The organism is Pseudoxanthomonas sp. GM95 (genome assembly GCF_900109775.1).
In the GTDB taxonomy this organism is placed as follows: domain Bacteria; phylum Pseudomonadota; class Gammaproteobacteria; order Xanthomonadales; family Xanthomonadaceae; genus Pseudoxanthomonas_A.
This window is the reverse complement of the sequence record NZ_FOAX01000003.1, coordinates 47,606-73,007: the sequence shown is the minus strand read 5'-3', so window position 1 is coordinate 73,007 and position 25,402 is coordinate 47,606. Positions and strand designations below refer to the sequence as shown.

The following is a 25,402-nucleotide window of genomic DNA, read 5'->3' as shown; positions in this document are numbered from 1 at the left end:
GTTGCCGACAGGCGATCTGTCGGTAACGCGCTCAGTTGGCGGATTCTGCGTTCAGCGTGACCGTCGCCGTCGAGCGAATAGGCGTGTGATCGGCATTGGAGGCGCTGGCGATGAAGCGGCTCGCCTTGATGGCGCGCACGGCCCAGGTCGCGTTCGTGTTCTCAGGCTTGGCGCTGAGCACTTCGACATCAGTGACCTTGCCATTCTTGTTGATGGTGTAGGCGACCTCAACTTCGGTCGACTTGACGCCGCGCAGCTGCGTGACCCCGGCAGGACTGAAAGGACGAGGATCTGCTGTCCAGTAGCTGCTCACCTTGGACGATTCGACCACCAGCGGCTCTGTCTCGCTTGGGGCAGCAGCTGCTGAAGGCGAGATGGTGTGCAGCAGGAACAGCAGGGCTATCGTGCGCTTGTACATGGACGTCCTTGGTCTGGTGGGATCAACGCAGGGTGATTCTGACAGTCCTGCGGTGCCGGCATCCAGCCGAGTCAGCATTTAGTCGCGTAATGCGCCAGGAACATATCCACCGCGGACTCGGCCACTTGCTGCTGTTGCGCGCGGGTCAGCGTGGACTGGCCCATGGTCAGTTGCGGCCAGAACGCGAAACCCTTGATCAGGCTCTGCAGCTGGTGCGAGGCGAACTGCGCGTCGGCTTTCTTCAGCGCGCCGTCGGCGATGGCGGCGCGGATCCAGACGGTGATGCCTTCGTCCTTGTCGCCCATGCGCGCGACCATCTCGCGGGCGCGTTCTGGCGCATGGATGGCCTCGGCGATCGCCACGCGTGCCAGGCCGACGAAGTGCTCGTCCTCCAGCATGCGCAGCTTCTGTTGCATCAGCGCCAGCAACTGCGGGCGTAGCGGTTGGCCTTGGGCATAAGCCTGCTCGGCCAGGCCGGCGGCCTTGCCCCAGAGCTGGGCGAGGATTTCGGCGAACAGCGCATCCTTGCTGGGGAAGTGGTTATAGACCGTGCGCTTGGACACGCCGGCGTCGGCGGCGATGCGATCCATGCTGGTTGCATCGAATCCCTGCGTGCGAAACGCCTCGATCGCGGACTCGACGATGGCCTGGCGTTTGCGGTCGGTCAGGCGCTGGGGCGCAGTGGTCTTGGGGGCGGAAGGCGAGGGCATTCCGCGATTTTACACCGTGCAGTTTACTTTTACGGAAATGGAACTACACTGTGTAGTGTAATTCTAGCGGTGCCCACTTCGAAGCTGGGCGTCGCCTCATTTCAACCGGATGGCTTCCATGAATGTCTGCACCCTGCGTGGCCGCGCCTGCGCCCCCAAGCCCGATTACACGGACTCGCCGCAGCATCGCGGTGGTCGCTTCCGCAACGTCGTGCCGACGCCGCCGACCGGCCTGGGCAAGTCGCTCAAGCTGATCTGGAACATGCTGCTGCACAAGCCGCGTACCACCGTGCCGGCCGCGCCGATCAAGCTCGCGCCGCTGACCCGCGCGCAGCTGCTGGCCGCGCCGGACCGCAGCCTGTTCCGGCTTGGTCACTCGACCGTGCTGTTGAAGCTGCGCGGCAACTTCTGGATCACCGATCCGGTGTTCGCAGAGCGCGCCTCGCCGTTCCAGTGGATGGGGCCCAAGCGCTTCCACGCGCCGCCGATCGCGCTGGACGCGCTGCCGGCGCTGAAGGGCGTGATCCTCTCGCACAATCATTACGACCACCTCGACAAGGCCACGGTGCTGGCGCTGGCCGAGCGGACCGAGCACTTCCTCACCCCGCTGGGCGTGGGCGACACGTTGATCGGCTGGGGTGTGCCGGCGCACAAGGTGCAGCAGCTGGATTGGTGGCAAGGCACGCAGGTCGATGGCTTGCGCCTGGTTGCCACGCCGGCGCAGCATTTTTCCGGGCGCGGGCTGCACGACAGCAACGCGACGCTGTGGGCCTCGTGGGTAGTGATCGACGACGACCTGCGCGTGTTCTTCAGTGGCGATACCGGCTACTTCGAGGGCTTCAAGGCGATCGGCGAGCGGTTCGGGCCGTTCGACGTGACCTTCATGGAAACCGGCGCCTACGACCCGCAGTGGCCGCACGTGCACATGCAGCCCGAGCAGTCGCTGCAGGCGCACCTCGACGTGCGCGGCCGCTGGATGATGCCGATCCACAACGGCACCTTCGATTTGGCGATGCATCCGTGGTTCGAGCCGTTCGACCGCATCAGCGCGCTGGCCGCCGAGCGCGGCGTGTCGCTGGCCACGCCCGTCATTGGCGAGCGTCTGGACCTGCAGCAGCCGCAGCCCGGCCACGCGTGGTGGCAGCAGGCCTGACAAGCCGCAGGTTTTGCATCGCCGCGTACATCGGCGATCATGCGTGCAGCTCGCATGAGGTGGCAGCACGCATGGAACAACCGGTCCTCAACCGGCGGCAGGAACAGCTGGTGGCGCTGGTGCGCCAGCAGGGCTATGCCGAGGTCGATGGCCTGGCCACGCAGTTCGAGGTCACCCAGCAGACGATCCGCCGTGACCTCGCGCTGTTGTGCGAGGCGGGTCTGCTGCGGCGTTACCACGGCGGCGTGAGCCTGCCTTCCAGCGTGGAGAACGTGGCCTACACCACGCGCAAATCGCTGCTGGCCGAACAGAAGCGCCGCATCGCCACCGAGCTGGCGCGGCATATCCCGGACCAGGCCTCGCTGTTCATCAACCTGGGCACGACGAATGAGGACGTGGCCGCCGCGCTGATGCAGCACCAAGGGCTGCGGGTGATCACCAACAACCTCAACGTCGCGGTGACGATGAGCGCCAATCCCAGCTTCGAGGTGATCGTGGCCGGCGGCATGGTCCGCGCGCGCGACCAGGGCGTGACCGGCCAGCCGACCATCGACCTGGTACGGCAGTTCACCGTGGACTTCGGGATCATCGGCATCTCCGGCATCGAGCCGGACGGGACGCTGCTGGATTTCGACTTCCAGGAAGTGCGCGTGGCCCAGGCCATTGTCGAGCACTCGCGGCAGGTGTTCCTGGCCGCCGATGCCAGCAAGCTGGGTCGCAATGCGCTGTGCCGGCTGGGGCCGATCTCGCTGGTGGACGACTGGTTCACCGACCGCGCCCCGCCCGAGGAGTTGGCTGAAGTCTTGGCCAAGGCCGGCACCCGGGTCCACGTCGCGGCCTGAGTGCTGCGCGGTTTCTGGCGCTCGCAGCGCGCCTGCGAATCGTGAAGTTCGTTTGTGTACGTTACTGTGCGTACGCAGGGCATGCCGCCCAAATCTCTGTTCGATTATCGGCCTTAGACCACCGAAATAGCCCGTCAGATGGGCTTTTCTTTGCGTCGTCACGCGATGTTCGAAAATGTTCGTTTAAGATTCCTCTCGCTCAATCCGTCCGGATCTGAGTGTTTTGGGGCGTCCGGTCTGGCCGGCTGCCCGCGCAAAGGAGTCGAGGACATGGCGGAGCGGTTTGACGTACTGGTGGTCGGTGGCGGGATTAACGGCGTGGGCATCGCCCGCGACGCGGTGGGTCGTGGCCTGAAGGTCTGCCTGTGCGAACGCGACGACCTGGCCGCCCACACCTCCAGCGCCAGCACCAAGCTGATCCACGGCGGCCTACGCTACCTGGAGCAGTACGAGTTCCGCCTGGTCGGCAAGTCGCTGGCCGAGCGCGAAGTGCTGCTGCGCATGGCGCCGCACATTATCTGGCCGCTGCGCTTCGTCCTGCCGCACCAGCCGCACCTGCGCCCGGCGTGGATGATCCGGATCGGCATGTTCCTCTACGACCACCTTGGCGGCGGCAAGCGCACGCTGGCAGGCTCGCGCAAGCTCTCGCTGCGCACACACGCAGTAGGCCAGCCGCTGCGCGATGAACTGACCACCGGCTTCGCCTATTCCGATGCCTGGGTGCAGGACGCGCGCATGGTGGTGCTCAACGCGATGGACGCGCAGGCGCGCGGCGCCACCGTGCATGTGCGCACCCGCTGCGTCAGCGCGCGCCGCCAGGCCGATCACTGGATCGCCGAACTTGAAAACGCCCAAGGCGATCGCTTCACTGTAGAAGCCACATCCCTGGTCAACGCGGCCGGGCCGTGGGCGGTGAACTTCCTCGATGAAGTTGCCAGCGGCGTGAAGCACGACTACGCGCTGCGCCTGGTCAAGGGCAGCCACATCGTGGTGCCGAAGATGTTCGACCACGACCACGCCTACATCTTCCAGCAGCCGGACCGGCGCATCGTGTTTGCCATTCCCTACGAGCGCGATTTCACCTTGGTCGGCACCACCGACATGGAATACCACGCCGATCCGGCCAACCCGCGCATCAACGATGACGAAGTGGCCTACCTGTGCGAAGCGGCCAACCGTTACTTCAAGCAGGCGATCACGCCGGCCGATGTGGTCTGGACCTACAGCGGCGTGCGCCCGCTGCTGGAGGACGAAGAGGACAACGCCTCGGAAGTCACCCGCGATTACCAGCTTGAACTCGATGCCAAGGGCGCGCCGCTGCTGAGCGTCTTCGGCGGCAAGCTCACCACCTATCGCAAGCTGGCCGAACAGGCCGTGGACAAGCTGGTCGCCCAGCTCGGCCGCAAGGCACCGGCGTGGACCGCCGATGGGGCGCCGCTGCCTGGCGGCGAACGCCGCGATTTCGACGCGCTGCTGGCGGAAGTACGCAACGCCAAGCCGTGGCTGCCGGCCGAGATGGCCTGGCGCCTGGTGCGCAACTACGGCACGCGCGTCGACGCGATCCTGGGCAGCGCAACGTCGCTGCAGGAGCTGGGCGAACACTTCGGCGCCGATCTTTACCAGGCCGAAGTTGATTACCTGCGCGCCAACGAATGGGTCACCGATGCGCGCGATCTGCTCTGGCGGCGCAGCAAACTCGGCCTGCGCCTGACGCCCGCGCAGCAGCAGCGCCTGGCGGAATCCCTGCAGCAGCAGGGGCAAGTGCACGCGACGCGCGCGCTCGGCTGAGTACAGTCCGCATCCATTCAACGTGCCCGCCAGCCGGCGCGGCATCGCAACGTCACCACTGGGAGGTCGCTGACATGATCAAGGTTTCAAGGCGCGGTGTGGGCCGCATCCACGCACGCGGGTGCGCCGCATGAATCGGCAATTCGTGGGGGAGCTGATCTCCGAAGCGGTCGCGGTGATGATCGTCATCGCCTTCGGCGATTCGGTCGCGGCGATGTACACGCTCTATGACCCCAGCCCGTACCAGAACGCCTATTGGGGCGTATGCATCGCCTGGGGCCTGGCGGTGACGCTGTCGATCTATGTCACCGGCTCGGTGTCCGGCTGCCACGGCAATCCGGCAGTGACGCTGGCGCTTGCGCTCTATCGCGGCTTCTCTTGGAAGAAGGTGCTGCCGTATTGGGGCGCGCAGGTGATCGGCGCGTTCATCGGCGCGGCCATCGTCTACACGCTGTACGCGCCGGTGATCGACCATTTCAACCAGGCCCAGCAGCTCACCCGCGAAGGCGGCGGCGCGGCCGGCGTGTTCTTCACCCATCCGGGCCTGGCCATCACGCCGATGGATGCGCTGAAGAACCAGGTGATCCTCACCGCGTTCCTGATCTTCGGCATCTTCGCCATCACCGAGCATTACAACGAAGCCGCGCCGACGGCCAACTCCGGCGCGCTGATGATCGGCCTGCTGGTGGCCACCATCGGTGCCTCGATGGGCTACCTGGAAGCCTGGGCGCTGAACCCGGCGCGCGATTTCGGCCCGCGTGTGTTTGCTTATTTCGCTGGCTGGAATGAGGCCGCGTTCCCTTCGCCGGGCAACTATTGGTGGGTGCCGATCGTGGGCCCACTGATCGGTGGCGTGGTCGGTGGCGTGGCGTATCAGTGGCTGATCTACCCGTTCCTGCCCGCGCGCCAGCGTGCGCTGCAGGAAGCTGCACAGAAGGCGCAATCCTGACGCGCGCTTCAGTTCGCATCTTTCATCCTTGACCCCGGCCGGCGCAGACAGCGCTGCCGACCATGACATGCAGGAGTTTTCGATGGACAAGCAATACGTGCTGGCAATCGACCAGGGCACCACCAGTTCGCGCGCCATCCTGTTCGACCGCGCCGGCGCGGTGAAGGGCATCGCGCAGCGCGAATTCACCCAGATCTTCCCGCAGCCCGGCTGGGTCGAGCACAACCCGCGCGAGATCCTCTCCAGCGTGCTGACCACCATGACCGATGTGCTCACGCAGGCCGGCGTGGAAGCGTCGCAGATCGCGGCAATCGGCATCACCAACCAGCGCGAGACCACGGTGGTGTGGGACAAACGCACCGGTCAGGCGGTCTATAACGCGATTGTGTGGCAGTCACGCCAGTCGCAGGGCGTATGCAAGGAGCTGCGAGAGGCCGGGCACGACGACCTGTTCCGCGCCAAATCCGGCCTGCTGATCGATCCGTATTTCGCCGGCACCAAGGTCAAGTGGATCCTGGACAACGTCGAAGGCGCACGCGAAAAGGCAGAGAAGGGCGACCTGCTGTTCGGCACCATCGACAGTTGGCTGATCTGGAACCTGTCCGAGGACAAGGCCCACGTCACCGACCAGACCAATGCCGGTCGCACGCTGATGTACGACATCCACGCGCTGCAGTGGGACGACCAGCTGCTCGAGATCCTGGGCGTGCCCAAGTCGATGCTGCCCAAGGTGTGCTCGTCCAGCGAGATCTATACGCACACCGCCGGCCGCCATTTCTTCGGCCAGAAGGTGCCGATCGCCGGCATCGCCGGCGACCAGCAGGCCGCGCTGTTCGGCCAGGCCTGCTACACGCCCGGCATGGCCAAGAACACCTATGGCACCGGTTGCTTCGTCCTGATGAACACCGGCGACAAGGCGGTCAAATCCAAGAACGGCTTGCTGACCACGATCGCCTGGGGCATCGACGGCAAGGTCGAGTACGCGCTGGAAGGCAGCATCTTCGTCGCCGGCTCGGCCGTGCAGTGGCTGCGCGATGGCTTGCGCATGTTCGGCAAGGCGCGCGATACGCAGGCCTATGCCGAGCGCGTGGAATCCACCGATGGCGTGTACATGGTGCCGGCCTTCGTCGGCCTGGGTGCGCCGTACTGGGAGAGCGACGTGCGCGGCGCGATCTTCGGCCTGAGCCGCGGCACCACCAAGGAACACTTCATCCGCGCCACGCTGGAATCGATGGCCTACCAGACCCGCGACGTGCTCTCGGCAATGGAGGCCGACGCGGGCCTCAAGCTGAAGGAGCTGCGCGCCGACGGCGGCGCGATCAACAACGATTTCCTGGCGCAGTTCCAGGCCGACATCCTCGACGTGCCGCTGCTGCGTCCGAAGGTGGCCGAAACCACCGCGCTCGGCGCGGCCTACCTGGCCGGCCTGGCCACGGGCTTCTGGGAAAGCCGCGAAGAAATCGCCAAGCAATGGGCGATGGATCGTCGCTTCGAGCCAAAGATGCCCGAAGACCACCGCGAATCGCTCTACGCCGGCTGGCAGCAGGCGGTGAAGGCCACGATGGGCTTCCGCGTCGGCTGACGGATGCGACGGCGCACCGAAGTGTGCGCCGTCAGTTGGCCATCCAGAAGAACACGGCGGCCATGCGTTTCTCTTCCAGCGTGTGGCCCCAATAGCCCGTCGCGCTATTGATCAGGTTGGCCTGGTAAAGCAGGAGCCGGTTGACGCGATGGTCGATTCGCAGGTCCTCAACGAAGCTGTCCGGCGGTACAAAGCGCGTGCCGAGCGCTTCAACCAGATTGTTCTTGGAAGCGGGTGCGAAATTGCCACCGCGCGCGCCGCCAGGAAGGCGCTGCCGATAGAAGCTGGTACCGCAGTGCGCTGGCACGTCGGGATTCAGATAGAGCACGGAGCGTATTTGCAGAGGGAGCGCGCATCGGTGTGAGGGCGCGCCTGGCTCTCATCGACGCCCACCACCTGGACGCAATTGTGATTGGGCGTTGCGCCTGCCGGCGGCGTCGCCATCCATAGCCGCTTGGCGCCGGTGGCCCGACGCACGTGATCTTCGACCAGCGCCAGCTCGTCAGGCTCCAGTCCCGGCAAGGTGCGCAGACCAGGCCAGCTTTCCGGCTTGTGGGGATAGCCTTCGATCCAGTCGTCGCGCCGCAGGCAGCGCGCACGCACCGCGGCCGCATCCGGCAGCAGGTCATCGATGATCCAGTAGTCCTTGCCCTCGGCCAGCGCGCGATAGGGCAGCACCTTGAGGCGTGGCGGCGCGGGTGTTCGCGAGTGCATGCGGATCCCTGTGGCGAGGCAGTGCGGCACCTTACCGCATGGTCATCAGGCCGTGTGCATGGCCTTTGTGCAGGCGCCGCGGTCACACTGGCAGACATGAAGGCGCTTCTGCATACGCTGCTATGGGGCTGGCTTTGGGCTGTCGCGATGCCGCTGGCATCTGCTGCGCAGACCTTGCCGCAAACCCTTGATGGGGCCGCCACGCTGCCCAACCTGCGCACCGTGATCGTCGCGCAGCACGGCAAGATGATTGCCGAGCGCGGCTATCACGGCGGTGCGGTCGATCGGCCGGCCAACATCAAGTCGGCGTCGAAGACGGTGGTGGCCGCGCTGGTCGGGATCGCGATCGACAAGGGTGTGCTGGAAGGCGTGGACCAGCCGATCGCGCCGCTGCTGAAGGGCGATCTGCCGCCGAACCCCGATCCGCGCCTGGCCAAGGTGACGATCGGCCAACTGCTGTCGATGCAGGCGGGATTGGCGCGCACTTCCGGCCCGAACTACGGCCGCTGGGTCGGCAGCCGCAACTGGGTGCGCTATGTGCTGGCGCAACCCTTCGTCGACGATCCGGGCGGCGGCATGCTGTATTCGACCGGTTCGACGCACCTGCTCTCGGCGATCCTCACCCGCGCCACCGGCAAGTCGACGCTGCAACTCTCGAAGGAGTGGCTTGGTCCGCAACCCGGCTTTGCGATCACGGCCTGGGCGCGCGATCCGCAGGGCGTGTATTTCGGCGGCAACCAGATGTCGATGACGCCACGCTCGCTGTGGGCCTTCGGCGAACTGTTCCGTAACGGCGGGCGTTCAAGCGATGGCAAGGCGTTGATCTCGCCGCGCTGGATCGACGCGGCCTGGGCGCCGCGCACGCATTCGGTGTTCACCGGCGATGGCTACGGCTATGGCTGGTTTGCCCGGCGCATCGGCGCGCGCGACGTGCGCTTTGCCTGGGGTTACGGCGGGCAGATGCTGTACGTGGTGCCGTCGCTGGACCTGGTGGTGGTGATGACCTCCGATCCGGACCAGCCGTCGGGCAGCAGTGGCTACCTGCTGGAATTGCACGCCCTGCTGGGCAAGCTCATGGCGGCGCCCGAACTGGCCACGCGTTGATCGCGCTCACCACTGCGCCACCAGCGTCTTGAACGGCCGCTGCAGGCGCAGGCCCTGCGCATCGAAATCGCGCACGGCCTTGCCATCCACGGTGACCGACTTAGGCACCATGCGATTGGGCCAGTAGACCTTCAACGCGCTTCTAGCCTTCAGCTCCTTGCCCAGCGTGACGGTCAGGCGCTGCCCCTCCTGCCGGGCCTGCATCGCCAGCGTGCCGTAGGCCGTGGGCAGGCCATCGACTTTCAGGCCCGGGCCGGCGACCCACGAGGGCGGCGTGCCGGGCAGCAGCGAGAGTGCGTCGTCGCCTTCGAACATCAACATGCCGAACACGCTGCGCGCATATTCGGCGCCGATCCAGGTATGCGGCATGTCGCCGAGGTAGATCGCGTGGCGCTTGTCCGAATAGATCACCTCGGCCAGCTCCTGCCACGCGGCCGGACGGCGATCACCCGCCACGTGCTGCAGCATGAACTCGGCATCGGCCGGGCGATCCAGATGCACGTAGGTGAGCACGTTGCGCATCTCGTAGGGCGTGTAGGCGTAGAGCGCATCGGGCGTGTCGCGCTTGCGCACTTCGGCCAGGTAGCGATCGAAGGTGTTGGCCAGCGCATCGACCGGTAGCACGTCCTGCGCGCCGGTGGGATCGAGCGCGATCGAGACGCTGGTGGGATCGCTGCCGCCCTGGTCCGCATCGGCGGGAATGGTGTCGATGCCTTTCCACTGCATCGTCGCGCGGATCGACGCGGCCAGGGAATCGTGCAGCAACTGATACTGCTCGCGCGCCCACTTGGCCGTGGCGTGGTCTCCCCATTGATCGGCCAGCCAGGCGCCGTCATGCCAGCCGCGCAGCGCCCAGTAGTTGTCCCAGTAGCTGTGGGTGGGTACCGAATAGCCTTCGTGGCTGATTGATGGCGCGATCAGTCCGGCGAAGCGCTCCGGCATCGGACGATCGGCCTGGTAGCCGGGCACCAGGGTGCGCTCGCGCAGCTCCTGCAGGAACTTGAGCGCGCGATTCACCTGCGGCTGGTAGTCGCGCACAGTCTGCGCGCCGCCATCCAGGCGCGCGACCTCGGCCACCAGCCACAGGTATTCCCCCTGCGCGTCGTATTCCAGGTCCGAGCCGAAGCCGGTGTTGACGCTGCCATCGTCGTTGAGGATCGGCGACACCAGGCCGTTATCATGCACGGCGTGGGTGCTGTACCAGTGCAGGTAATCGCGCGCGGTCTTGGCCATGCCCATCCGCAGCAGTACCGCGGCGGTGGCCGAGCCATCGCGGATGAAGGAGCGGTTGTAGTTGCGCGGGCCGGGCTGCATCGCCGGGCCGCTCTGGTTGAGCAGCATGTAGGCGGCCTGTGCGCGCAGCATGTCCACCAGCGAGGGATCGGGCAGCGACAGGCCGATCCTGCCCAGCCGCTGTTCCCATTGCGCGGCCAGTGCGTCGGCCAGTGCATCGAATTTCGCGCCGGCCTGGTCGCCATCGCCGAGCAGCGCGTGCACGTCCAGCGTGGGCGCAGCGGGCCAGCGCGCGGCTTCGACGGTCTTCGCATCGATGACCTCGTTGCCCAGCGCGAACGCCAGCACGATGTCGCGCTGCGCGCCGGGCGCCAGCTGCACGCGATAGCCGAGCAGGCCTGCGGCCAGGCCGCTTGGGTCATCCGCTTGCTGCGCATTGGGCGCGCTACCCGCAGCGGCAAAGCGGGTAATTTCGTCTTCGCCATGCGCGCCGAACGCGGCCACGCCATGCACGTCGGGCGCGCTGGCGCCTTGGAACAGCAATCGTCCGTTGACGCGCACACCGCCGTCTTCCACGGCGATCTGACGGATCGGCGACAGCCCGCCGTTCTGCCACGGCGGGCTGACCTGCATCGGCCGGGTCAGCAGCGACAACATGCCTTCGATCGGTGTCGTACCGGTGTTGCGCAGGCGATGCCGCACCAGCACCACCGGTGCGCCGTCGTGCTCGATCGCAATCGCGCTACTGGTCAGTTCCAGCCCCGGCTGTGGCGACCACTGCGCCTCGGGCATCGGCATCCACCCAGCGCGCAGGCGATGTTCGATCTGCGTGTCCGCCGTCGCGGCGGCTGCGCGGCCGCTGGCATCGCGCCAGACCGGCTGCACCAGCGGCGCGCCCTTGAAGGCCTCCAGGTTGCCGTACTCGTCGAAGACGGCCTTCTGCCGCCCGGCCGGAATACCGACCACGGTCCAGTACACCTGCTGCAGCTTCAGCGACGAAGGAAACAGTGCCGCGTCCGGCCCGGTCGCGGCCAGCTGGTAGCGCTTCATCGGGGTCATCACCGCCTGCGGGCCGAGCGGGCGCACGCGCGTCACGCTGGGTGCATCCTGGCCGGCAGCGCGGGTCTGGAGGCGCAGCGCGGTGACCGTGCGCGGTGCGTCGGCGGCCAGATAGGTCGATACGCCGAACGCGTTGGGCGCATCGGCCAGCACGGACCACCGGCCGTCGGCATCGCGCGCTTCCAGCGTGGCGCTGGCCGGGGTCTTGCCCCAGGCAATCTCCAGGCCGGCGACCTCCTGCGGCTGGGGCAGGGCGATGTCGAGCTGGTAACCCGCGCGGCCCTGCGGCTTCAGCGCTCGCGCCGGACCGCTGCTCCACAGCGTGGCCGCGTCCTTGCCGCTGACGCCGCGGATCTTCGGCGCATCGGCGGCGGACAAGGGCTGGAACTCGCGCACGCCCACGCCCCAGTCGGCGGTGCGCGCGGCGGCTGCCAGGCGCAGGTAGCGCGTCTTCACCGCGGGAAACAGCGCGTACTCGGTGCGGCCCGGGCTGTCGGTGGTCTGGTAGACGGTGCGCCAGGCCTGGCCATCGTCCGAGGCTTGGATCGAGTACGCATTGGCGTGGCTGGTATCCCAGGCGATCCGCACGCCGCCGATCTCGGCTTGCGCGCCCAAGTCCACCTGCAGCCAGTGCCCGGCCGAAAACGCCCCGCCCCAGCGGGTTGTCAGGTCGCCATCGAAGGCCAGCGGCGAGGCCAGCGCCGGCGTTTCGGTGGACGAACTGCTGGCCTTCCACTGGCTGCGTGGCGGCAGGCCGTTGTCGGCAGCCGAGGCCAGCGCGGGCAACACGCCAGCCAGCAGGAACAGCAGGGAGAACGGACGCGCAGCCCGGGCAGATCGACAGAAAGCCATGGCGTCACCTCGCATTGCCGCCGCAGGACCGGCCGCGGATCGTAGGCAGCGGCGCGGCCCGCTGGCGAGCCGCAACGCAGCATCGCGCGGGGCCGGCCTTTCCTGAACGTTTCGCGCATGAGGTCACGCCGCGTAACACAACCGCATCAACTCGCCGAAGCCGCTCCCGCACACTTGCCGGCTATCGACAGGATGGTTGCGACACTTGGCTGCAGTGGTGAAAGAAGGCTGGCGGGACGAACTCGGGTTGCAGATTCCGGCGGCCGTGCTGACGGCGTTGCTGATGGTGTTGTTCGCCGCGGTGCTGCTGAAGACGCCGCTGGCGCGATTGGGGCCGCTGCGGTCATCCGATCCCAGTGCGATGCGGCTGGAATTCATCCCGCGCCAGGTGCCGCCGCCGGCCCAGGTCGCCCAGCCGCAGGTCCAGCCCAACACGCCGCGCAACGCCACGTCCGCGCAGGCCACGCCGCAACCGCAGCCGGCAACGCCGCCCCGGGCGCCTGCGCAGGCGGCCCAGCCCGCACCGCCCAAGACCCTGGTCGTGACCACGCCCAAGGCCGCGCCGGCGCCGCAGGAATCCATCGCCAACGCCATCTATACCAAGCAGGGCCAGGTACGCCTGCCGCCGGGCACGGTGGTCGCCCCGCCGTCCACGCCGGAAGGCTCGCCGCCCGGCATGGCCAACGCGCGCGATGCGGCCAAGGCCAAGAACGTGCTGGAAAAGCCCAATCCGATCCATTACGAGGAAACCCGGTTCGAGAAGGACTGGACCTCTAGCGGCACCCTGGGGGATGTGGCCGCGCAGAAGATCAACGGCGCGATCAAGGACATGTTCAAGAGCGACCGCAACAGCGCCGTGGCCCGCCCGCCGCCGGCCACGCGCTTCAACCCGGCCCTGGCCCAGAACCAGGCCGCGATGGGCAGCGAGGCCACCGGTGATGCCTACAAGGCCGCGCCGATCGGTTTCGAGAAGGCCCCGCAGCCCACCGGCGAGGCCAGTAAGGCCATCCATGCCCAGCTCGATGCGCTGCAGGGCCGCGCTCTGATGTGCAAGGACCCACAGAAGGACAAGTGGCTCGGTGATGTGCGCAAGAATCTCACCGACCTGGAGCGCAACGAAACCGCGCTCACCCACGGTGCCGACGTGCAGCGCGCCCAGTACTACCTGCCCCAGGCCATCGACGCGTCCTACGACCTGTCGCGCCGCGCGCTGTGGTACGCCGACAAGCGCCTGTCGGCCTGCGGGAAGTAACGCCTGGCGTCAGGCTGCCGGAAACAGCTTGGCCAGCTGCGCCACCGCGGCGTCGGTCACCGCGCGGTCAATGGTGGTGTCGGCGTTGTTGTAATCGCCCGGCTGCTGCGCCTGCACCAGGATGCCGTCGCGGCGCGGCACCACGTTGAGGTTGTGGCCGCGCCAATAGAGGCCGTAGTCGACTTCCGGCTGCGGCAGCAGGCGCGCGGTCTGGCCGCGCACGGGAATCACGCTCTCATCGCCCAGCAACGCACGCGCCCCGTAGCCGGTGCAGTTGATCAGGGTCTTCTCGCGCAGGTCGGCGAACTGGCGCGGGCTTTCGAATTCGCGCGCGTGAAACGTGCCGCCGGCCTGCAGGAAATCGTCCATCAGCATCTTGGCGTAGGCGCTGATGTTGAAGATCAGGCCGGGATAGCGCGACGCATACGGCACCGGAAACGGATGCTGGCTGGCGTCCAGCGGTACGCCATGCGGGCGAATGCCATGCAGCAGCTTGGATTCCAGTTCGGCATAGTCCGGTTCGTCATCCTCGCCGCCACCGCCGGCCGGCTGGTTGAACGGCACGTCGGACAGCACGTAGCTGTTGCGCCACTCGATCGGATCGCCGGGCAGGCCAAGGAAGCGCTGGTATTGCTGGAACGAGGCGCTCGCCATCTGCGTCCACAGCGCCTCGAAGGCAGGCGTGGCGTGTTCGGCCGTGCAGATGCGCGAATCCGGCGTCCACTGGCCGGTGGCCATGAACGAGCGCGACATCGGTAGCGTCTCCTTCGCGTAGATGCGCACCTTGAGGCCGGCGTCCTGCGCCACGCGCGCCGTGGTGATGCCGATCGCGCCACAGCCGATCACCGCGATCTCGGTCTCGCCGGTGGCCAGCGCCAGCCGCACCGCCTGCTGCGCCGAGCCCCACGACAGCGACCAGCCGCTGCCACCGTGGCCGTACTGATGGACGACGGTGCGCCGGCCGATCCGTTCGGCTTCGATCCGCGGCCCCTGCGCGCGGAAGGGCCGCGTGCACACGGTGACGGCGACCACGCGATCGGCGCGGGCGATGATCGGTGCAAGCGGCCGGGCAGGTGCGAACGGCAGCTGCCCGGGCAGGGCATTCGCGCTCGGCGTTGGTGTCGATGTTTGCGCAAGCAGTGCGCCAGAGGACGCGGCAGCGGCCAGCGCTCCGGCGCTGCGCAGGAAATGGCGACGGTGCATCAGGCGTCCTTGCAAAGAAGTGAGATCAGGCAGCGTCGCGCAGCGGACGCGTCGCGTCCTTGGCGGCGCTGAGCGCCGCATCGGCGCGCAGGAACACGCGGTCGGGCGATTCGTCGGCGCTGGCGGCATCGGCGGCGCCGACCAGCAATGTCAGGCCAACGCGCGCAGCCTGGTCGATCGCCTGTTCACGCAGCTGCGCCAACGCCTGCTGCGTGTCGCGGCCCTGCAGCACGGTAATGAATTCGCCGCTGCCGGTGACGCGGTCCAGCGTGTCGCCGTGGTCGCTGCGCAACGCGGTGGCCAGCTGCTGGTCCAGTTGCGACAAGGCCTTGTCGAGCGCCCGTTCGCCCAGGCGGACGGCCGCGCCGGCAAGATCCTGGATCTCCAGGATCGCGACCGTGTACCCGGCATCGGGTCCCGCGGCCGGCGCATTGCCGACCGCAGCGTGAAGCACCTCGGCCACCGCCTGGCTGTGCGCCTGGCCGCGGCCTTCCAGCAGCGCCATCGTGATGCGGGCCAACGCCTTGAGCGCCTCGCGCTGGTCTTCGCTCAATGCTCGCGGGCTGTTGTCCAACACGCACACGGTTCCGATCGGCGCGCCCTCTGGCGTCACCAGCGGCATGCCGGCGTAGAAGCGCGCGCCCATGTCGCCAGTGACCAGCGGGTTGTCGGCAAAACGGGGGTCTTCGGCCAGATCGGCGACTTCGAAAAGCGACTCGGGCGCGCGGATGGCGTGATCGCAGACGGCAATATCGCGGGTTGTTTCTTCCGCGTCCACGCCGATGCGCGCCTTGAACCACTGACGATCGCGATCCACCAGCGAGACCAGCGCGATCGGCGTGCCGCAGACGGCAGCGGCCACGCGCACCACGTCGTCGTAGGCACTTTCCGGCAGGCTGTCCACCACGCGCAGGCGATCCAGCGCGCGCTGGCGTGTCGCTTCGTCGGGCAGGGTCACATCGTCTTGGTCACGCATCCGGGAGCAGTCCTGGCGAGGGAGCCCCAAGCTTAGGCCAGGCATTGGCGCGGCGGCGAGGCGGCTGGCGCAGATTCAATAATCGAGCTTGGGATACCAGTCCGGCGCGCGGCCTTCGGGCGTGCTGTCCAACACCGTCCATAACGGCATCAGATCGGGCGCGCCGCGTGGATCCTGGCCAGGATCCGCGGTTTCCATGCCCATCTCGCCTGCCCAGAAATGGCGCACGGTGCCATCGCGCCGGGTGAAGACGTGGAAGGCCGCATCGTCGCCGCCGTCGTCGGTCAGCGCGTGATAGTCGCGGCTGTAGTCGCCGGTGAGATCGCAATAGAGCGGCAGGTCGCGCCAGCCACGCTCACGCGCGAAGGCCTGCAGGCGTGGCAGCGGCGAACGCGCCACCACCGCCAGCGCCACGCGCTGCTGGATGTCCCGCGCCTCGCCATTCCACGCCGACAGCAGCGAGGTACACATCGGGCACGGCCGCTCCCGTTGCGGGCCGAACATGTAGCTGTAAACCACCAGTGTCTGCCTGTCGCCGAACAGTCCTTCGAAATCCACCAGGCCCTGCGCGCCTTCGAAGCGATAGTCACCGATCACCGGCCCGCCAGGTGGCAGCGCGCGACGCTGCTGGGCCACGCGTTCGATGTGCCGGCGCAGGTCGATCTCCTCGGCCAGCAGCAGGTTGCGCGCGGCGCGGTACTCGGCGCTCTCGTTGGGCATGCGGTAATGGTTGCGGTTGGCCAGTTCGGTGGCCGATGCCAGCATCTGGTCGCTGTGCATGGCGTGGTTCCCGGGTTTGGGGAATCCAGCGTGTAGAACACGACAGGCAAGCGAAGCGTGAAAAATCCGCAGGTTGCGATGCTGCGTTGCGACAGCCGCGCGACGGATGTGAAGATCACGCCGCGTTTTCGGGCAAAGCAATTCAGCTAGATGGGCGCAGATCTGCCGATCAGTTCACCACGTGCCTCACTCAGCGCGGCGTGCGGCGATTCCCGTACCAGAAGCCCAGTCGCTCGCGCGAATGCAGCATGCCGCGTCCGTGACGTGCCAGTAATGCAAACAGCTTCAGGTGTTCCCACGCGCTGAAGGTGTGCAGTTTGCGTGGCGACGTCCAGGCAATCTCGCGCAGCAATACGAAGTGCCCGCGCCGTGCCAACGCGCGGCTCATCGCCACGTCCTCGCCGGCGAAGTAGCGCGGGTCGAATCCACCGACATCGCTGAAGGCTTCGCGCGTGCAGAACAGGAAGCATCCCGGTGCGATCCGGGCCAGCCGCAGCAGGCTGCCGAAGAACACCTCGCCGACCCGGGCATGCCAGGCCACCGGGCGCTGCAGCTTGACCCGCGCGCCACCGCCGATTGCACCGCCTTCCATTGCCTGCATCGCTGCACGTAACAGGTGCGCATCGACATGCGTATCGGCATCGATGAAGCAGAGCTGGTCGCCGCGTGCGATCGTCGCACCAGCATTGCGCGCGGCGGCGATATGGCGCGCCTCGATGCGTATGACCTCCACGCCGGCAGCGATCGCCAAGGCCGCCGTGTCATCGGATGAGGCGTCATCGACCACGATGATCTCGGCGTCGATGACGGCTTCCAACACGGCCTGCTGCAGGACCGACAGCGTCTGCGGCAGGACTAAAGCTTCATCGTGGGCGGGCAGGATCAGCGACAGCATCGGCGCATCGTGGCATGGCCAGGTGCTGCGCAGTGTCACGCGCTCTGCAAAAAGAAAACGCCGGGACGGTCCCGGCGTTTTCGATCACCTAGCGAGGCGTTGCGACGTCAGCTGATGGTGCCCAGCTGGGTCAGCTCGCGCGCGATTTCCGCGTGCCGCCGCTGGCGACCCATCTCGCGCATGATGCGGATGTCCTCATGCCGCAGCGGGCGGCGTGCCACTACGCGCTGTTTGTATTCGAGGATTTCCGGATACGTGCGGGCCAGGTCAAGTGCTTCCTGGATCTGCTCGACCGAATCGTTTTCCGCCGTCACCGGTTCGCGGCTGGAGAACGCCGTCACCCAGCGCGAGAAGCCCGCCTTCTGGTCGAACACCTGCGCGATCAGCCACAGCACGAACAGCATCGCCACCCAGATCAGCAGCACCAAGACGATCTTGGCGAAGCTGGGGTTGTAGCTGTGCTCCCACAGGTTGTCGGCAATGATCGCCAGTGCGGTCAGCGACGCGCCCAGCCAGACCATCACCGAGCCGGCGAGCCATTGGCCCTTGGCGACGTCGAGCAGGTGAATTTCGTGTTCGATGCCGCGATCGGTCTTGCTCAACCAGTACGCCGCCTGCTGTTCCAGCGGCTTGCGGTGCAGCTCGTTGTCGGCGATGAGGAGATTCAAGCCCTTGAACAGGTCACTCATGTTCGGATCCTCGCAGTGGCTGGGAGGGCGGAGTCCGCGGGGCGGCCTTCGCTTGGGCGCAGCATAAGCCTGTGGATCGGCAACATTCCGTGAGACCAAGGTCGAAGGTGAACGACTTCAGTCATGGCCGTGAATGTTGCGTTGCAGCGTTCTTCACACGGGAATAAGCCACCCCATCCGAAATTCGAATGCGCCTCCTCCCCCACGGAAGCTCCCCTCATGAATGCTCGAATCGACCGGCGCGAAGACGCCGCGTGCATCATCGTCAACATCGACCGCGAACGTGCCTTCTGGAAGACCCATTACAGCGAGCTGCCATGCGGGCAGATGCTGCAGGGGTTCGAGGCCTGCTGGCCGCTGCTGGTCCGCGCCTACGACATCTACCTGCACCATCCCAACGTCGGGCGCGAGGTCGGGGCGGTGATGTATGCCAACTCGCCGGAAGTGACGGCGCTGTCGCTGGAATCGACCATGGCCGGGCGGATCTTCAGCCGGGTCATGGACCGCATCCATCGCGCGACCACCCGCCTGGAATACCCGCACGTGCTACGGGCCTGAGTTGAGGGTTCCGCGGCACGCGCGATGGCGCGTTGGTTGCGGCCGTGCATCGGATGTCCGACCGGCCACGGTGCGTGAAAGTGTGAACTGTGTCATCTACTTATCTCGTTTTAACTAAAAATTCACGCATTTCTCAACCTGGAATTTATAACTGCGCTGCAAGCCTTTGTGGATGGGGAATCCCCGCCCCCTTTGAACTTGGAAGCGCATGAATTACGAGCCGGACGACAACGACCGTTCCATCCTCATCGACATCGATCGTGAGCGTGAGTACTGGCGCCAGCATTACGAGCGCATGCCCCGTGCCTCGCAGCACCGCTCCTTCGAGCTGTATTGGCCCGCCCTCTCCAGTGCCTACGACGTGTATCTCAATCATCCTCACACCGACGAGGACACCGGCTCGGCGCTGTACGCCAACTCCCAGGCCGTGCGTTCGCGCGGTATGACGCTGGACGAGGCGCGCACCATCTACGCCGAGGTCTGGCAGCGCATCAAGGGCTGAAGGCCGGGCTTTTGAGCCCCTCCTGAAACGAGCGAAGGCGCCTGCGAGGGCGCCTTTCTCATGTGTGCTTCTGCTCGGGTTGGCGCCCGCCGGTGCGCTTCGGGGTTGGCCGGGTCATCGGTACGATAGCCAAATGTCGATGCTGAGAACGCTGGTCCGGCCTGCCACGCAGCCCATTCGCCGCTGGGTGCTGGGGGCGTTCCCACGGGGCCAGTCCGGGCTGGATTACGACCATCCGGCCGGAGACCCGGGCCTGTTCGGGCCTGAGAGCGTGACCTGGCGGATCCACGGGGACTTCCCGGGCATGCTGGCCGGCGGGCTGTCCTCGCTGATGCTGCAGGCGCTGCACCCGCGCGCGCTGGCCGGGGTCTACGACCATTCCAACTTTCGCGAGGACCTGGTCGGCCGGCTGCGCCGGACCACGGCCTTCGTCGCCGGGACCACCTACGTGGCCACCGCCCAGGCCGGGCAGCTGATCGCGCGGGTCCGCGAGATCCACCGGCACATCCGCGGCAGCACCGCCGATGGGCAGGCCTATGCGGCCGATGATCCGGACCTGCTGACCTGGGTCCACGTGACCGAGGCACATGGCTTCCTGCAGGGCTACCGGCGCTACTGCCGGGCGGTGCCCGAGCCGATGGCCGACCGCTACTACGACGAGGTGCGCCGGGTCGCCGAGGCGCTCGGCGCAACCCAGGTGCCGGCGTCGCAGGCGCAGGTCCAGGCGTACTTCGCCGCGATGCAGCCGCAGCTGCGGTTCGATGCGCGCTCGCGCGAGGTGATGGAGATCTTGGCCCGGATCCGGCTGCCGGTGCCGGTCGCGGGTGTCTCGCGCGATCTGTTCCTGGGCGCGGCGACGGCATTGTTGCCCGCATGGGCGCCGCCGATGCTGGGGTTCGGTACCGGCCAGCGCGCCAGGGCCGCCGTGGCCTCGACCACGCTACGCGGGATGGCGCCGCTGTTCCGGATGGCCCTGACCGATGGCGTCGCGTCGCGGGCCTGCGCGCGGGTCGGCGTGCCGGTCGCCGATCTTCGGGACTGGCCGCATGGCTGAGGCGGGCATCGGACCGGCTTCATTGCGGCCGCGTGGCGGTGCCGGCACCCACGGCACGCTGCGGCCATACCGGGCGTGCCAATTCCGTTCATCAACAGCGTATGCTCCGGACAAGCCGTCGTATCCCGGGGAGCGGGGCATGGCGGCGTCCGGGCTTGCTTGACAGTGGGAAACGGGGAACCCGTCCAAGTGCGCGCCAACATGGATCGTCTTGATTCACGCCATCGTCCATTCCGCTCGGTCGTGCAGGCCCGCACGGTGCTGCGGTTCGGCCTGTTGCTGGCGGCGGCGCTGGCGATCGGCCTGGGCTATTGGGTGGTCAGCGACCGCCGCAACCGGCTTGAAGGCGCCGAGCGCCAGAGCCAGGCGCTCGTCGCCGGGCTGGAACGCGTCATTACCCTGGAACTGCGCAACATCGAGCGCGCGATGGGCGGCATCAGCAGCGATGCGCACCAGCTCATGGCCAGCGTGCCCGACCAGGCGCCTCGGCTGATCAGCGAATCGATCGCCGGGGTCGTCTCGCGCCACCATGAAATCCAGAGCATCGTGCTGGTCGACCACGACGGCACGGCGCTGACCACCGGCCAGGGCGATCCAGGCTTCGCCGGCTGGATCGATGCGGCGGCCCATGGCGATCGCAATCCGCTGCGCTTCGGGCAGCCTTATGCGTTGGCCAGCGGGCGCTGGGTGCTGCCGATCGCGCTGCCGATGCCGGCCGATGGCGACGAAGCGCCATCGCACTGGCTGCTGACCCGCCTCTACACCGACGAACTGCAGGCCATGGTCGACGGCCTGGATACCGGTCGCGACGGCCTGGCCAGCGTGGTCGGACCGGGCGACGTGCTGCTGGCGCGCAGCCTGGCCAGCGCCAACAACGTGGTGGGCCGCCATGTGGCCGGGCCGTCCTCGGAAGAACTGCACAACGACGGCACGCTGATCCCCGAGCGCACCAGCGAGATCGACGGGCTGCGGCGCGTGGTCGCGGTGCGGTTGCTCAAGCCCTATCCGCTGCAGGTGTGGGCCGGCCTGTCCACGCGCGAGGCGCTGGTGCCATGGTTCAAGTTCGTTGGTGCGGCGCTGGTGCTGTACCTGCTGTACTGGGCGATGCTGCTGGTGATGCTGCGGGCGGTGCGCCGCGCTGATCGCGACCAGCGTGAGTTGCTGCACCACATCCAGCGCAACAGCGAGCACCTGCGCCTGGCCCAGCACACCGGCAAGGTCGGCGCATGGGCGCTGGAACACGGCAGCGGGCACCTGGCCTGGGGCGGCGACATCAGCAGTATGTTCGGGCTCGGCGGCGAAGAGACCTCGTCGCTGCGCAGCTTCGGTCGCCACGTGCATCTGCAGGATCGCGGCATGCTGTGGCAGCGCTTCGTTAGCGCCTGGCGCAGCCGCAGCGCGTTCTCCAGCGAGTTCAGACTGGTGTCCGATGACGGCACCGAGCGTTGGGTCGTGGCCCGCGGCGGCGTGGTCGAGGACGACCACGGCCACCTGCGCATGACCGGCACGCTGGTGGACATCAGCGAGCGCATGGAGGCGATGTCGCGCGTCACCGATGCCGAGCGCCAGTTCCGCCTGATCTTCGACCGCAATCCGCTGCCGTTCTGGGTACACGACGCGCGTACCCAGCGCTTCCTTGAAGTCAATCGCGCCGCCTCGCTGCAGTACGGCTTCAGCCGCGAGGAATTCCTGACCATGCAGCTGCGCGACATCTGCCCGGGCGGCCTGCGCGAGCCCGGTCAGCTGATCCAGGGCGCGGCCGCCGGCTTCGACGACGCGCACGTGTCGCAGCACCGGCGCAAGGATGGCTCGACCCTGCAGGCGCGCATCCACGGCAGCGAGATCCGCTTCGGTGGGCAGGACGCGCGGCTGGTGCTGGCCGAAGACGTGTCCGAGCGCATCGAGTACGAAAAGGAACTCGCCTATCGCGCGCGCCATGACCAGACCACTGGCCTGATCAACGTGCAGACCCTGAGCGACCGCCTCGACCAGGGCGTGTATCCCGGTTACCAGGTGGTCTACCTGCAGCTGCGCGGGCTGCAGCCGATCCGCGATTCGCTGGGGCGCGAGACCGCCGACAACGTGTTGCGCACGCTGGCCGCGCGTCTGCAGCAGTGGGCCGATGATTTCGGCCTGGCGGCGCACCAGCCGGACGAGGATTTTGTGCTGGCCATCGTCCACCCGCACCACGCGGCCGCCGCGATCGAAGCGGCGATCGAAGCGGTGCGCGAGCCGATCGGCGACAGCGACGGCTCGATGCAGCGCCTGGATGCGCGCTTCGGCCTGGCCGAGGAAGATGGCAGCGGCCAGCGCGCCGAACGCATCATCGACAACGCCGCCCTGGCCGCGCATGCGCTTGAATCGGCGGCCTTCGAGATCGCACGCTACGACGGCGCACTGGCGCGGCGTTACAGCGACCGCCTGCGCATGGCCGCGCGCCTGCGCACTGCGATCGAGCAGAACGAATTCGAGCTGCACTTCCAGCCGATCGTGCGCGTGGCCGACGGCAGCGTCGCCGCGCTCGAAGCGCTGGTGCGCTGGCCGCAGCGCGATGGCACCGACATCCCGCCCAACGAGTTCATCCCGTTGTGCGAGGACACCGGCCTGATCGTGCCGCTGGGTAGCTGGATCCTGCGCCGCGCCGCGCAGGCCCAGGCCTGGCTCAAGCGCCAGGGTTGCGGCGACCTGCCGGTGGCGGTCAACGTCTCGGCCGTGCAGATGCTGCAGGCCGACCTGGCCGGCGAGCTGGAACTGGCCTGCACACAGGCCGGCATCTCACCGCTGGCGCTGCACATGGAGCTGACCGAAACGGTGCTGATGAACCGGCCCGAGCAGGGCATGGCGATCATGCAGCGCCTGCGCGATGCGGGCGTGTGCATCTCACTGGACGACTTCGGCACCGGGTTCTCGTCGATGTCCTACCTGCGCCACCTGCCGCTGAGTTCGATCAAGCTGGACCGCACCTTCGTCTGCGACGTGGACCGCGACCCGCGCAACGCCAGCATCTGCCGCGCGCTGCTGCAGCTGGGCCATAGCCTGGGCCTGGTGATGATCGCCGAGGGCGTCGAGCGGCCAGAAGAACTGGAATGGCTGCAGCGCCACGGCTGCGACCAGGTGCAGGGCTACCTGCTGGGCCGGCCACAGCCGCTGGAATTGGCCCTGCAGCGCGTGCAGGGCGTCGCCGCGCGCTGAAGCTGAGGCACGCCTAGCGCAGGCGGTGCGGGTCCAGCTGCGGCGTCTCTGCGTGCTGCACCGGTGCGATGGACGCGGCGAGCTGGTGGTCTTGCTGCAGCTTCTGCAGCTTGGCGACGGACTGCTGCACGGTCAGCGCCACTGCATCCTCGGTGCGCATGTGCGCGCGCAGTTGCGCCGGGTCGCCCAACGCGCCTTGCACGATGAACACGTGTTCGCCCTGGCCGACCTGGGCGTTGCGCTCGGACAGCAGCACATGGTCCACGCGCTGCAGGCCGCTTTCATGCGCCAGCACAGCCAGGCTCGCGCTCAGGCGTTCGCTGTTGTCGTCGTAGGGCCGGCCCAGCTGCGCTTCCATCTGGCGCACGCCGTTGGCGCACTGCTGATAGAGCGCATCATCGGGGCGCGGCGTGGTGGACGGGGCATCGGTGTCGAGGGGCATGCGAGGTCTCCATTCAAACGGGAGGTTCCTTCCACCCGGCCGCGCGTGGCGGCGATCCTGTTCCTGGCGCCGCCATCGACGGTCGCCGCAGGCGATCCTAAACCAGCGTGCGGTGGCCGATGTCAGCAAAGCGTTGCCGTGTTCAGCGTGGCGGCACGGCGCGGTCTCACGGATTGAGACATGGGCTGGGCATGCTGGACGGGTGAACGTCACCGACAAACTCGCGATCCTCGCCGATGCCGCAAAGTACGACGCGTCCTGCGCCTCTTCCGGCGCGGACAAGCGGCATTCGCTGGGCACTGGCGGGATCGGCAGCACCGAAGGCATGGGCATCTGCCATTCGTACACACCCGACGGCCGCTGCGTGTCGCTGCTGAAGATCCTGCTGACCAATTTTTGCGTGTTCGACTGCGCCTACTGCGTCAATCGTGTGAGCAGCAACGTGCGCCGCGCGCGTTTCACGCCGGCCGAGGTGGTGCAGCTGACGCTGGATTTCTACAAGCGCAACTACATCGAAGGCCTGTTTCTCTCCAGCGGAATCATCCGCAATGGCGACTACACGATGGAGCAGCTCGTGGAAGTGGCGCGCAGCTTGCGCCAGGACCACAAGTTCGCCGGCTACATCCATCTCAAGACCATTCCCGATGCCGCGCCGGAATTGCTGGCCGCCGCCGGCCGCTATGCCGATCGCCTGAGCATCAACGTCGAGCTGCCGACCGAATCCGGCCTGGCCCAACTGGCACCGGAGAAGAAGCCGGGCGGCATCCGCGCGGCGATGGGCGAGCTGCGCTGGCGCATCGAGGAGAACAAGGAGCAGCGCCGCGAGGAAAAAAAGCTCCGCGCCAAGCCGCCGCGTTTCGCGCCGGCCGGGCAGAGCACGCAGATGATCGTCGGCGCCGATGACGCGGACGATCGCGCGATCCTGCAGACCAGCACCAACCTCTACGGCAATTACCGGCTGCGGCGCGTGTATTACTCGGCCTTCAGCCCGATTCCCGACGCGTCGAGCAAGCTGCCGCTGCAGGCGCCACCGTTGCAGCGCGAGCATCGGCTGTACCAGGCCGACTGGCTGCTGCGCTTCTACGATTTCTCGGTGGACGAGATCGCGCCGTCCAATGCCGCCAGCGGCATGCTGGACCTGGATATCGATCCGAAACTGGCCTGGGCGCTGCGCCACCCCGAGCGTTTCCCCGTCGATGTGAACGTGGCGCCGCGCGAACTGCTGCTGCGCGTGCCGGGGCTCGGCACGCGCAATGTGGAACGGATCATCGCCTCGCGCCGGTTCGCACGCTTGCGGGTGGAAGACCTGGCGCGGTTGCGGCTGCCGATGAAGAACGTGCTGCCGTTCGTGCAGGTGGTGGATCATCATCCGCGCGCGGCGCTGGATGATCCGATGAAGCTGCGGGCGGTGTTGGCGCCGAAGCCAAGGCAGATGGGGTTGTTTTGAACCTTGCT

General features: G+C 67.3%; 23 protein-coding genes. 12 read left to right on the top strand and 11 right to left on the bottom strand.

Features of this window, described 5'->3' with window-relative positions; translation table 11 throughout:
* Positions 1–31: 31 nt before the first annotated feature.
* Complete coding sequence (locus tag BMZ17_RS15250; protein WP_093140153.1) at positions 32–418, bottom strand: hypothetical protein; 387 nt, start codon at positions 416–418, stop codon at positions 32–34.
* A 71-nt stretch (positions 419–489) separates the two neighbouring features.
* Positions 490–1,128 carry a TetR/AcrR family transcriptional regulator gene (locus tag BMZ17_RS15245; protein ID WP_093140150.1) on the bottom strand — a complete coding sequence of 213 codons (639 nt, stop codon included), beginning with the start codon at positions 1,126–1,128 and terminating at the stop codon, positions 490–492.
* A gap of 118 nt (positions 1,129–1,246) precedes the next feature.
* Between BMZ17_RS15245 and BMZ17_RS15240 the strand changes: the two genes are divergently transcribed.
* The 5 genes from BMZ17_RS15240 to glpK all read left to right on the top strand — a co-directional run bounded on the left by BMZ17_RS15240 (position 1,247) and on the right by glpK (position 7,442).
* The gene (locus tag BMZ17_RS15240; RefSeq protein WP_175485628.1) at positions 1,247–2,281 is read left to right on the top strand and encodes an MBL fold metallo-hydrolase; all 1,035 of its coding nucleotides are present in this window, start codon (positions 1,247–1,249) and stop codon (positions 2,279–2,281) included.
* A 71-nt stretch (positions 2,282–2,352) separates the two neighbouring features.
* On the top strand, positions 2,353–3,123 hold the full coding sequence (locus BMZ17_RS15235) for a DeoR/GlpR family DNA-binding transcription regulator (protein ID WP_093140143.1): 771 nt from the start codon (positions 2,353–2,355) through the stop codon (positions 3,121–3,123).
* 270 nt (positions 3,124–3,393) lie between these two features.
* Positions 3,394–4,911 carry a glycerol-3-phosphate dehydrogenase gene (gene glpD / locus BMZ17_RS15230; RefSeq protein WP_093140140.1) on the top strand — a complete coding sequence of 506 codons (1,518 nt, stop codon included), beginning with the start codon at positions 3,394–3,396 and terminating at the stop codon, positions 4,909–4,911.
* Positions 4,912–5,041: 130 nt separating this feature from the next.
* Entirely contained in the window at positions 5,042–5,860 is an 819-nt protein-coding gene (locus tag BMZ17_RS15225; protein ID WP_093140137.1) for an MIP/aquaporin family protein, read from the top strand.
* 82 nt (positions 5,861–5,942) lie between these two features.
* Entirely contained in the window at positions 5,943–7,442 is a 1,500-nt protein-coding gene (glpK, locus tag BMZ17_RS15220) for a glycerol kinase GlpK (RefSeq protein WP_093142163.1), read from the top strand.
* A gap of 31 nt (positions 7,443–7,473) precedes the next feature.
* Here glpK and BMZ17_RS21320 read toward each other — a convergent pair whose 3' ends face one another.
* Complete coding sequence (locus tag BMZ17_RS21320; protein ID WP_254775366.1) at positions 7,474–7,749, bottom strand: hypothetical protein; 276 nt, start codon at positions 7,747–7,749, stop codon at positions 7,474–7,476.
* Positions 7,750–7,757: 8 nt separating this feature from the next.
* The gene (locus BMZ17_RS21315) at positions 7,758–8,156 is read right to left on the bottom strand and encodes a hypothetical protein (protein WP_254775364.1); all 399 of its coding nucleotides are present in this window, start codon (positions 8,154–8,156) and stop codon (positions 7,758–7,760) included.
* Positions 8,157–8,252: 96 nt separating this feature from the next.
* Between BMZ17_RS21315 and BMZ17_RS15210 the strand changes: the two genes are divergently transcribed.
* A complete protein-coding gene (locus BMZ17_RS15210) occupies positions 8,253–9,260 on the top strand; it encodes a serine hydrolase domain-containing protein (RefSeq protein ID WP_093140133.1) in 1,008 nt (335 codons plus the stop codon).
* 6 nt (positions 9,261–9,266) lie between these two features.
* Here BMZ17_RS15210 and BMZ17_RS15205 read toward each other — a convergent pair whose 3' ends face one another.
* Entirely contained in the window at positions 9,267–12,404 is a 3,138-nt protein-coding gene (locus tag BMZ17_RS15205; protein WP_093140129.1) for a discoidin domain-containing protein, read from the bottom strand.
* 205 nt (positions 12,405–12,609) lie between these two features.
* On the opposite strand from BMZ17_RS15205, the gene BMZ17_RS21310 reads away from it, so the two are divergent.
* The gene (locus BMZ17_RS21310) at positions 12,610–13,656 is read left to right on the top strand and encodes a hypothetical protein (protein WP_093140126.1); all 1,047 of its coding nucleotides are present in this window, start codon (positions 12,610–12,612) and stop codon (positions 13,654–13,656) included.
* Between the two features lie 9 nt (positions 13,657–13,665).
* Here BMZ17_RS21310 and BMZ17_RS15195 read toward each other — a convergent pair whose 3' ends face one another.
* The 5 genes from BMZ17_RS15195 to BMZ17_RS15175 form a co-directional block, all read right to left on the bottom strand.
* Positions 13,666–14,859 carry an FAD-dependent oxidoreductase gene (locus BMZ17_RS15195; RefSeq protein ID WP_093140122.1) on the bottom strand — a complete coding sequence of 398 codons (1,194 nt, stop codon included), beginning with the start codon at positions 14,857–14,859 and terminating at the stop codon, positions 13,666–13,668.
* Positions 14,860–14,884: 25 nt separating this feature from the next.
* Positions 14,885–15,835 carry a GAF domain-containing protein gene (locus tag BMZ17_RS15190; RefSeq protein WP_093140118.1) on the bottom strand — a complete coding sequence of 317 codons (951 nt, stop codon included), beginning with the start codon at positions 15,833–15,835 and terminating at the stop codon, positions 14,885–14,887.
* Positions 15,836–15,910: 75 nt separating this feature from the next.
* A complete protein-coding gene (locus BMZ17_RS15185) occupies positions 15,911–16,615 on the bottom strand; it encodes a DUF899 family protein (RefSeq protein ID WP_217645822.1) in 705 nt (234 codons plus the stop codon).
* A 190-nt stretch (positions 16,616–16,805) separates the two neighbouring features.
* Positions 16,806–17,510 carry a glycosyltransferase gene (locus BMZ17_RS15180; protein WP_093140113.1) on the bottom strand — a complete coding sequence of 235 codons (705 nt, stop codon included), beginning with the start codon at positions 17,508–17,510 and terminating at the stop codon, positions 16,806–16,808.
* 107 nt (positions 17,511–17,617) lie between these two features.
* The gene (locus tag BMZ17_RS15175; protein WP_093140110.1) at positions 17,618–18,199 is read right to left on the bottom strand and encodes a hypothetical protein; all 582 of its coding nucleotides are present in this window, start codon (positions 18,197–18,199) and stop codon (positions 17,618–17,620) included.
* 219 nt (positions 18,200–18,418) lie between these two features.
* Between BMZ17_RS15175 and BMZ17_RS15170 the strand changes: the two genes are divergently transcribed.
* From BMZ17_RS15170 to BMZ17_RS15155, 4 genes are all read left to right on the top strand, one after another.
* Entirely contained in the window at positions 18,419–18,757 is a 339-nt protein-coding gene (locus tag BMZ17_RS15170; protein WP_093140106.1) for a hypothetical protein, read from the top strand.
* 208 nt (positions 18,758–18,965) lie between these two features.
* Complete coding sequence (locus BMZ17_RS15165) at positions 18,966–19,259, top strand: hypothetical protein (RefSeq protein ID WP_093140102.1); 294 nt, start codon at positions 18,966–18,968, stop codon at positions 19,257–19,259.
* A 133-nt stretch (positions 19,260–19,392) separates the two neighbouring features.
* Positions 19,393–20,313, top strand: coding sequence for an oxygenase MpaB family protein (locus BMZ17_RS15160; protein ID WP_093140099.1), 921 nt, complete (start codon positions 19,393–19,395; stop codon positions 20,311–20,313).
* Positions 20,314–20,514: 201 nt separating this feature from the next.
* Positions 20,515–23,505 carry a bifunctional diguanylate cyclase/phosphodiesterase gene (locus BMZ17_RS15155; protein ID WP_139202949.1) on the top strand — a complete coding sequence of 997 codons (2,991 nt, stop codon included), beginning with the start codon at positions 20,515–20,517 and terminating at the stop codon, positions 23,503–23,505.
* 13 nt (positions 23,506–23,518) lie between these two features.
* On the opposite strand, the gene BMZ17_RS15150 is transcribed toward BMZ17_RS15155, so the two are convergent.
* Entirely contained in the window at positions 23,519–23,947 is a 429-nt protein-coding gene (locus tag BMZ17_RS15150; RefSeq protein WP_093140094.1) for an XVIPCD domain-containing protein, read from the bottom strand.
* Positions 23,948–24,149: 202 nt separating this feature from the next.
* Between BMZ17_RS15150 and BMZ17_RS15145 the strand changes: the two genes are divergently transcribed.
* Positions 24,150–25,394, top strand: coding sequence for a putative DNA modification/repair radical SAM protein (locus BMZ17_RS15145; RefSeq protein WP_093140091.1), 1,245 nt, complete (start codon positions 24,150–24,152; stop codon positions 25,392–25,394).
* Positions 25,395–25,402: the final 8 nt, after the last annotated feature.

Bases quoted from the DNA above. Each gene is read 5' to 3' on its own strand.
- BMZ17_RS15250 (WP_093140153.1), bottom strand. From the start codon at position 418: ATGTACAAGCGCACGATAGCCCTGCTGTTCCTGCTGCACACCATCTCG.
- BMZ17_RS15245 (WP_093140150.1), bottom strand. From the start codon at position 1,128: ATGCCCTCGCCTTCCGCCCCCAAGACCACTGCGCCCCAGCGCCTGACC.
- BMZ17_RS15240 (WP_175485628.1), top strand. From the start codon at position 1,247: ATGAATGTCTGCACCCTGCGTGGCCGCGCCTGCGCCCCCAAGCCCGAT.
- BMZ17_RS15235 (WP_093140143.1), top strand. From the start codon at position 2,353: ATGGAACAACCGGTCCTCAACCGGCGGCAGGAACAGCTGGTGGCGCTG.
- glpD (WP_093140140.1), top strand. From the start codon at position 3,394: ATGGCGGAGCGGTTTGACGTACTGGTGGTCGGTGGCGGGATTAACGGC.
- BMZ17_RS15225 (WP_093140137.1), top strand. From the start codon at position 5,042: ATGAATCGGCAATTCGTGGGGGAGCTGATCTCCGAAGCGGTCGCGGTG.
- glpK (WP_093142163.1), top strand. From the start codon at position 5,943: ATGGACAAGCAATACGTGCTGGCAATCGACCAGGGCACCACCAGTTCG.
- BMZ17_RS21315 (WP_254775364.1), bottom strand. From the start codon at position 8,156: ATGCACTCGCGAACACCCGCGCCGCCACGCCTCAAGGTGCTGCCCTAT.
- BMZ17_RS15210 (WP_093140133.1), top strand. From the start codon at position 8,253: ATGAAGGCGCTTCTGCATACGCTGCTATGGGGCTGGCTTTGGGCTGTC.
- BMZ17_RS15205 (WP_093140129.1), bottom strand. From the start codon at position 12,404: ATGGCTTTCTGTCGATCTGCCCGGGCTGCGCGTCCGTTCTCCCTGCTG.
- BMZ17_RS15195 (WP_093140122.1), bottom strand. From the start codon at position 14,859: ATGCACCGTCGCCATTTCCTGCGCAGCGCCGGAGCGCTGGCCGCTGCC.
- BMZ17_RS15190 (WP_093140118.1), bottom strand. From the start codon at position 15,835: ATGCGTGACCAAGACGATGTGACCCTGCCCGACGAAGCGACACGCCAG.
- BMZ17_RS15185 (WP_217645822.1), bottom strand. From the start codon at position 16,615: ATGCACAGCGACCAGATGCTGGCATCGGCCACCGAACTGGCCAACCGC.
- BMZ17_RS15180 (WP_093140113.1), bottom strand. From the start codon at position 17,510: ATGCTGTCGCTGATCCTGCCCGCCCACGATGAAGCTTTAGTCCTGCCG.
- BMZ17_RS15175 (WP_093140110.1), bottom strand. From the start codon at position 18,199: ATGAGTGACCTGTTCAAGGGCTTGAATCTCCTCATCGCCGACAACGAG.
- BMZ17_RS15170 (WP_093140106.1), top strand. From the start codon at position 18,419: ATGAATGCTCGAATCGACCGGCGCGAAGACGCCGCGTGCATCATCGTC.
- BMZ17_RS15165 (WP_093140102.1), top strand. From the start codon at position 18,966: ATGAATTACGAGCCGGACGACAACGACCGTTCCATCCTCATCGACATC.
- BMZ17_RS15160 (WP_093140099.1), top strand. From the start codon at position 19,393: ATGTCGATGCTGAGAACGCTGGTCCGGCCTGCCACGCAGCCCATTCGC.
- BMZ17_RS15155 (WP_139202949.1), top strand. From the start codon at position 20,515: ATGGATCGTCTTGATTCACGCCATCGTCCATTCCGCTCGGTCGTGCAG.
- BMZ17_RS15150 (WP_093140094.1), bottom strand. From the start codon at position 23,947: ATGCCCCTCGACACCGATGCCCCGTCCACCACGCCGCGCCCCGATGAT.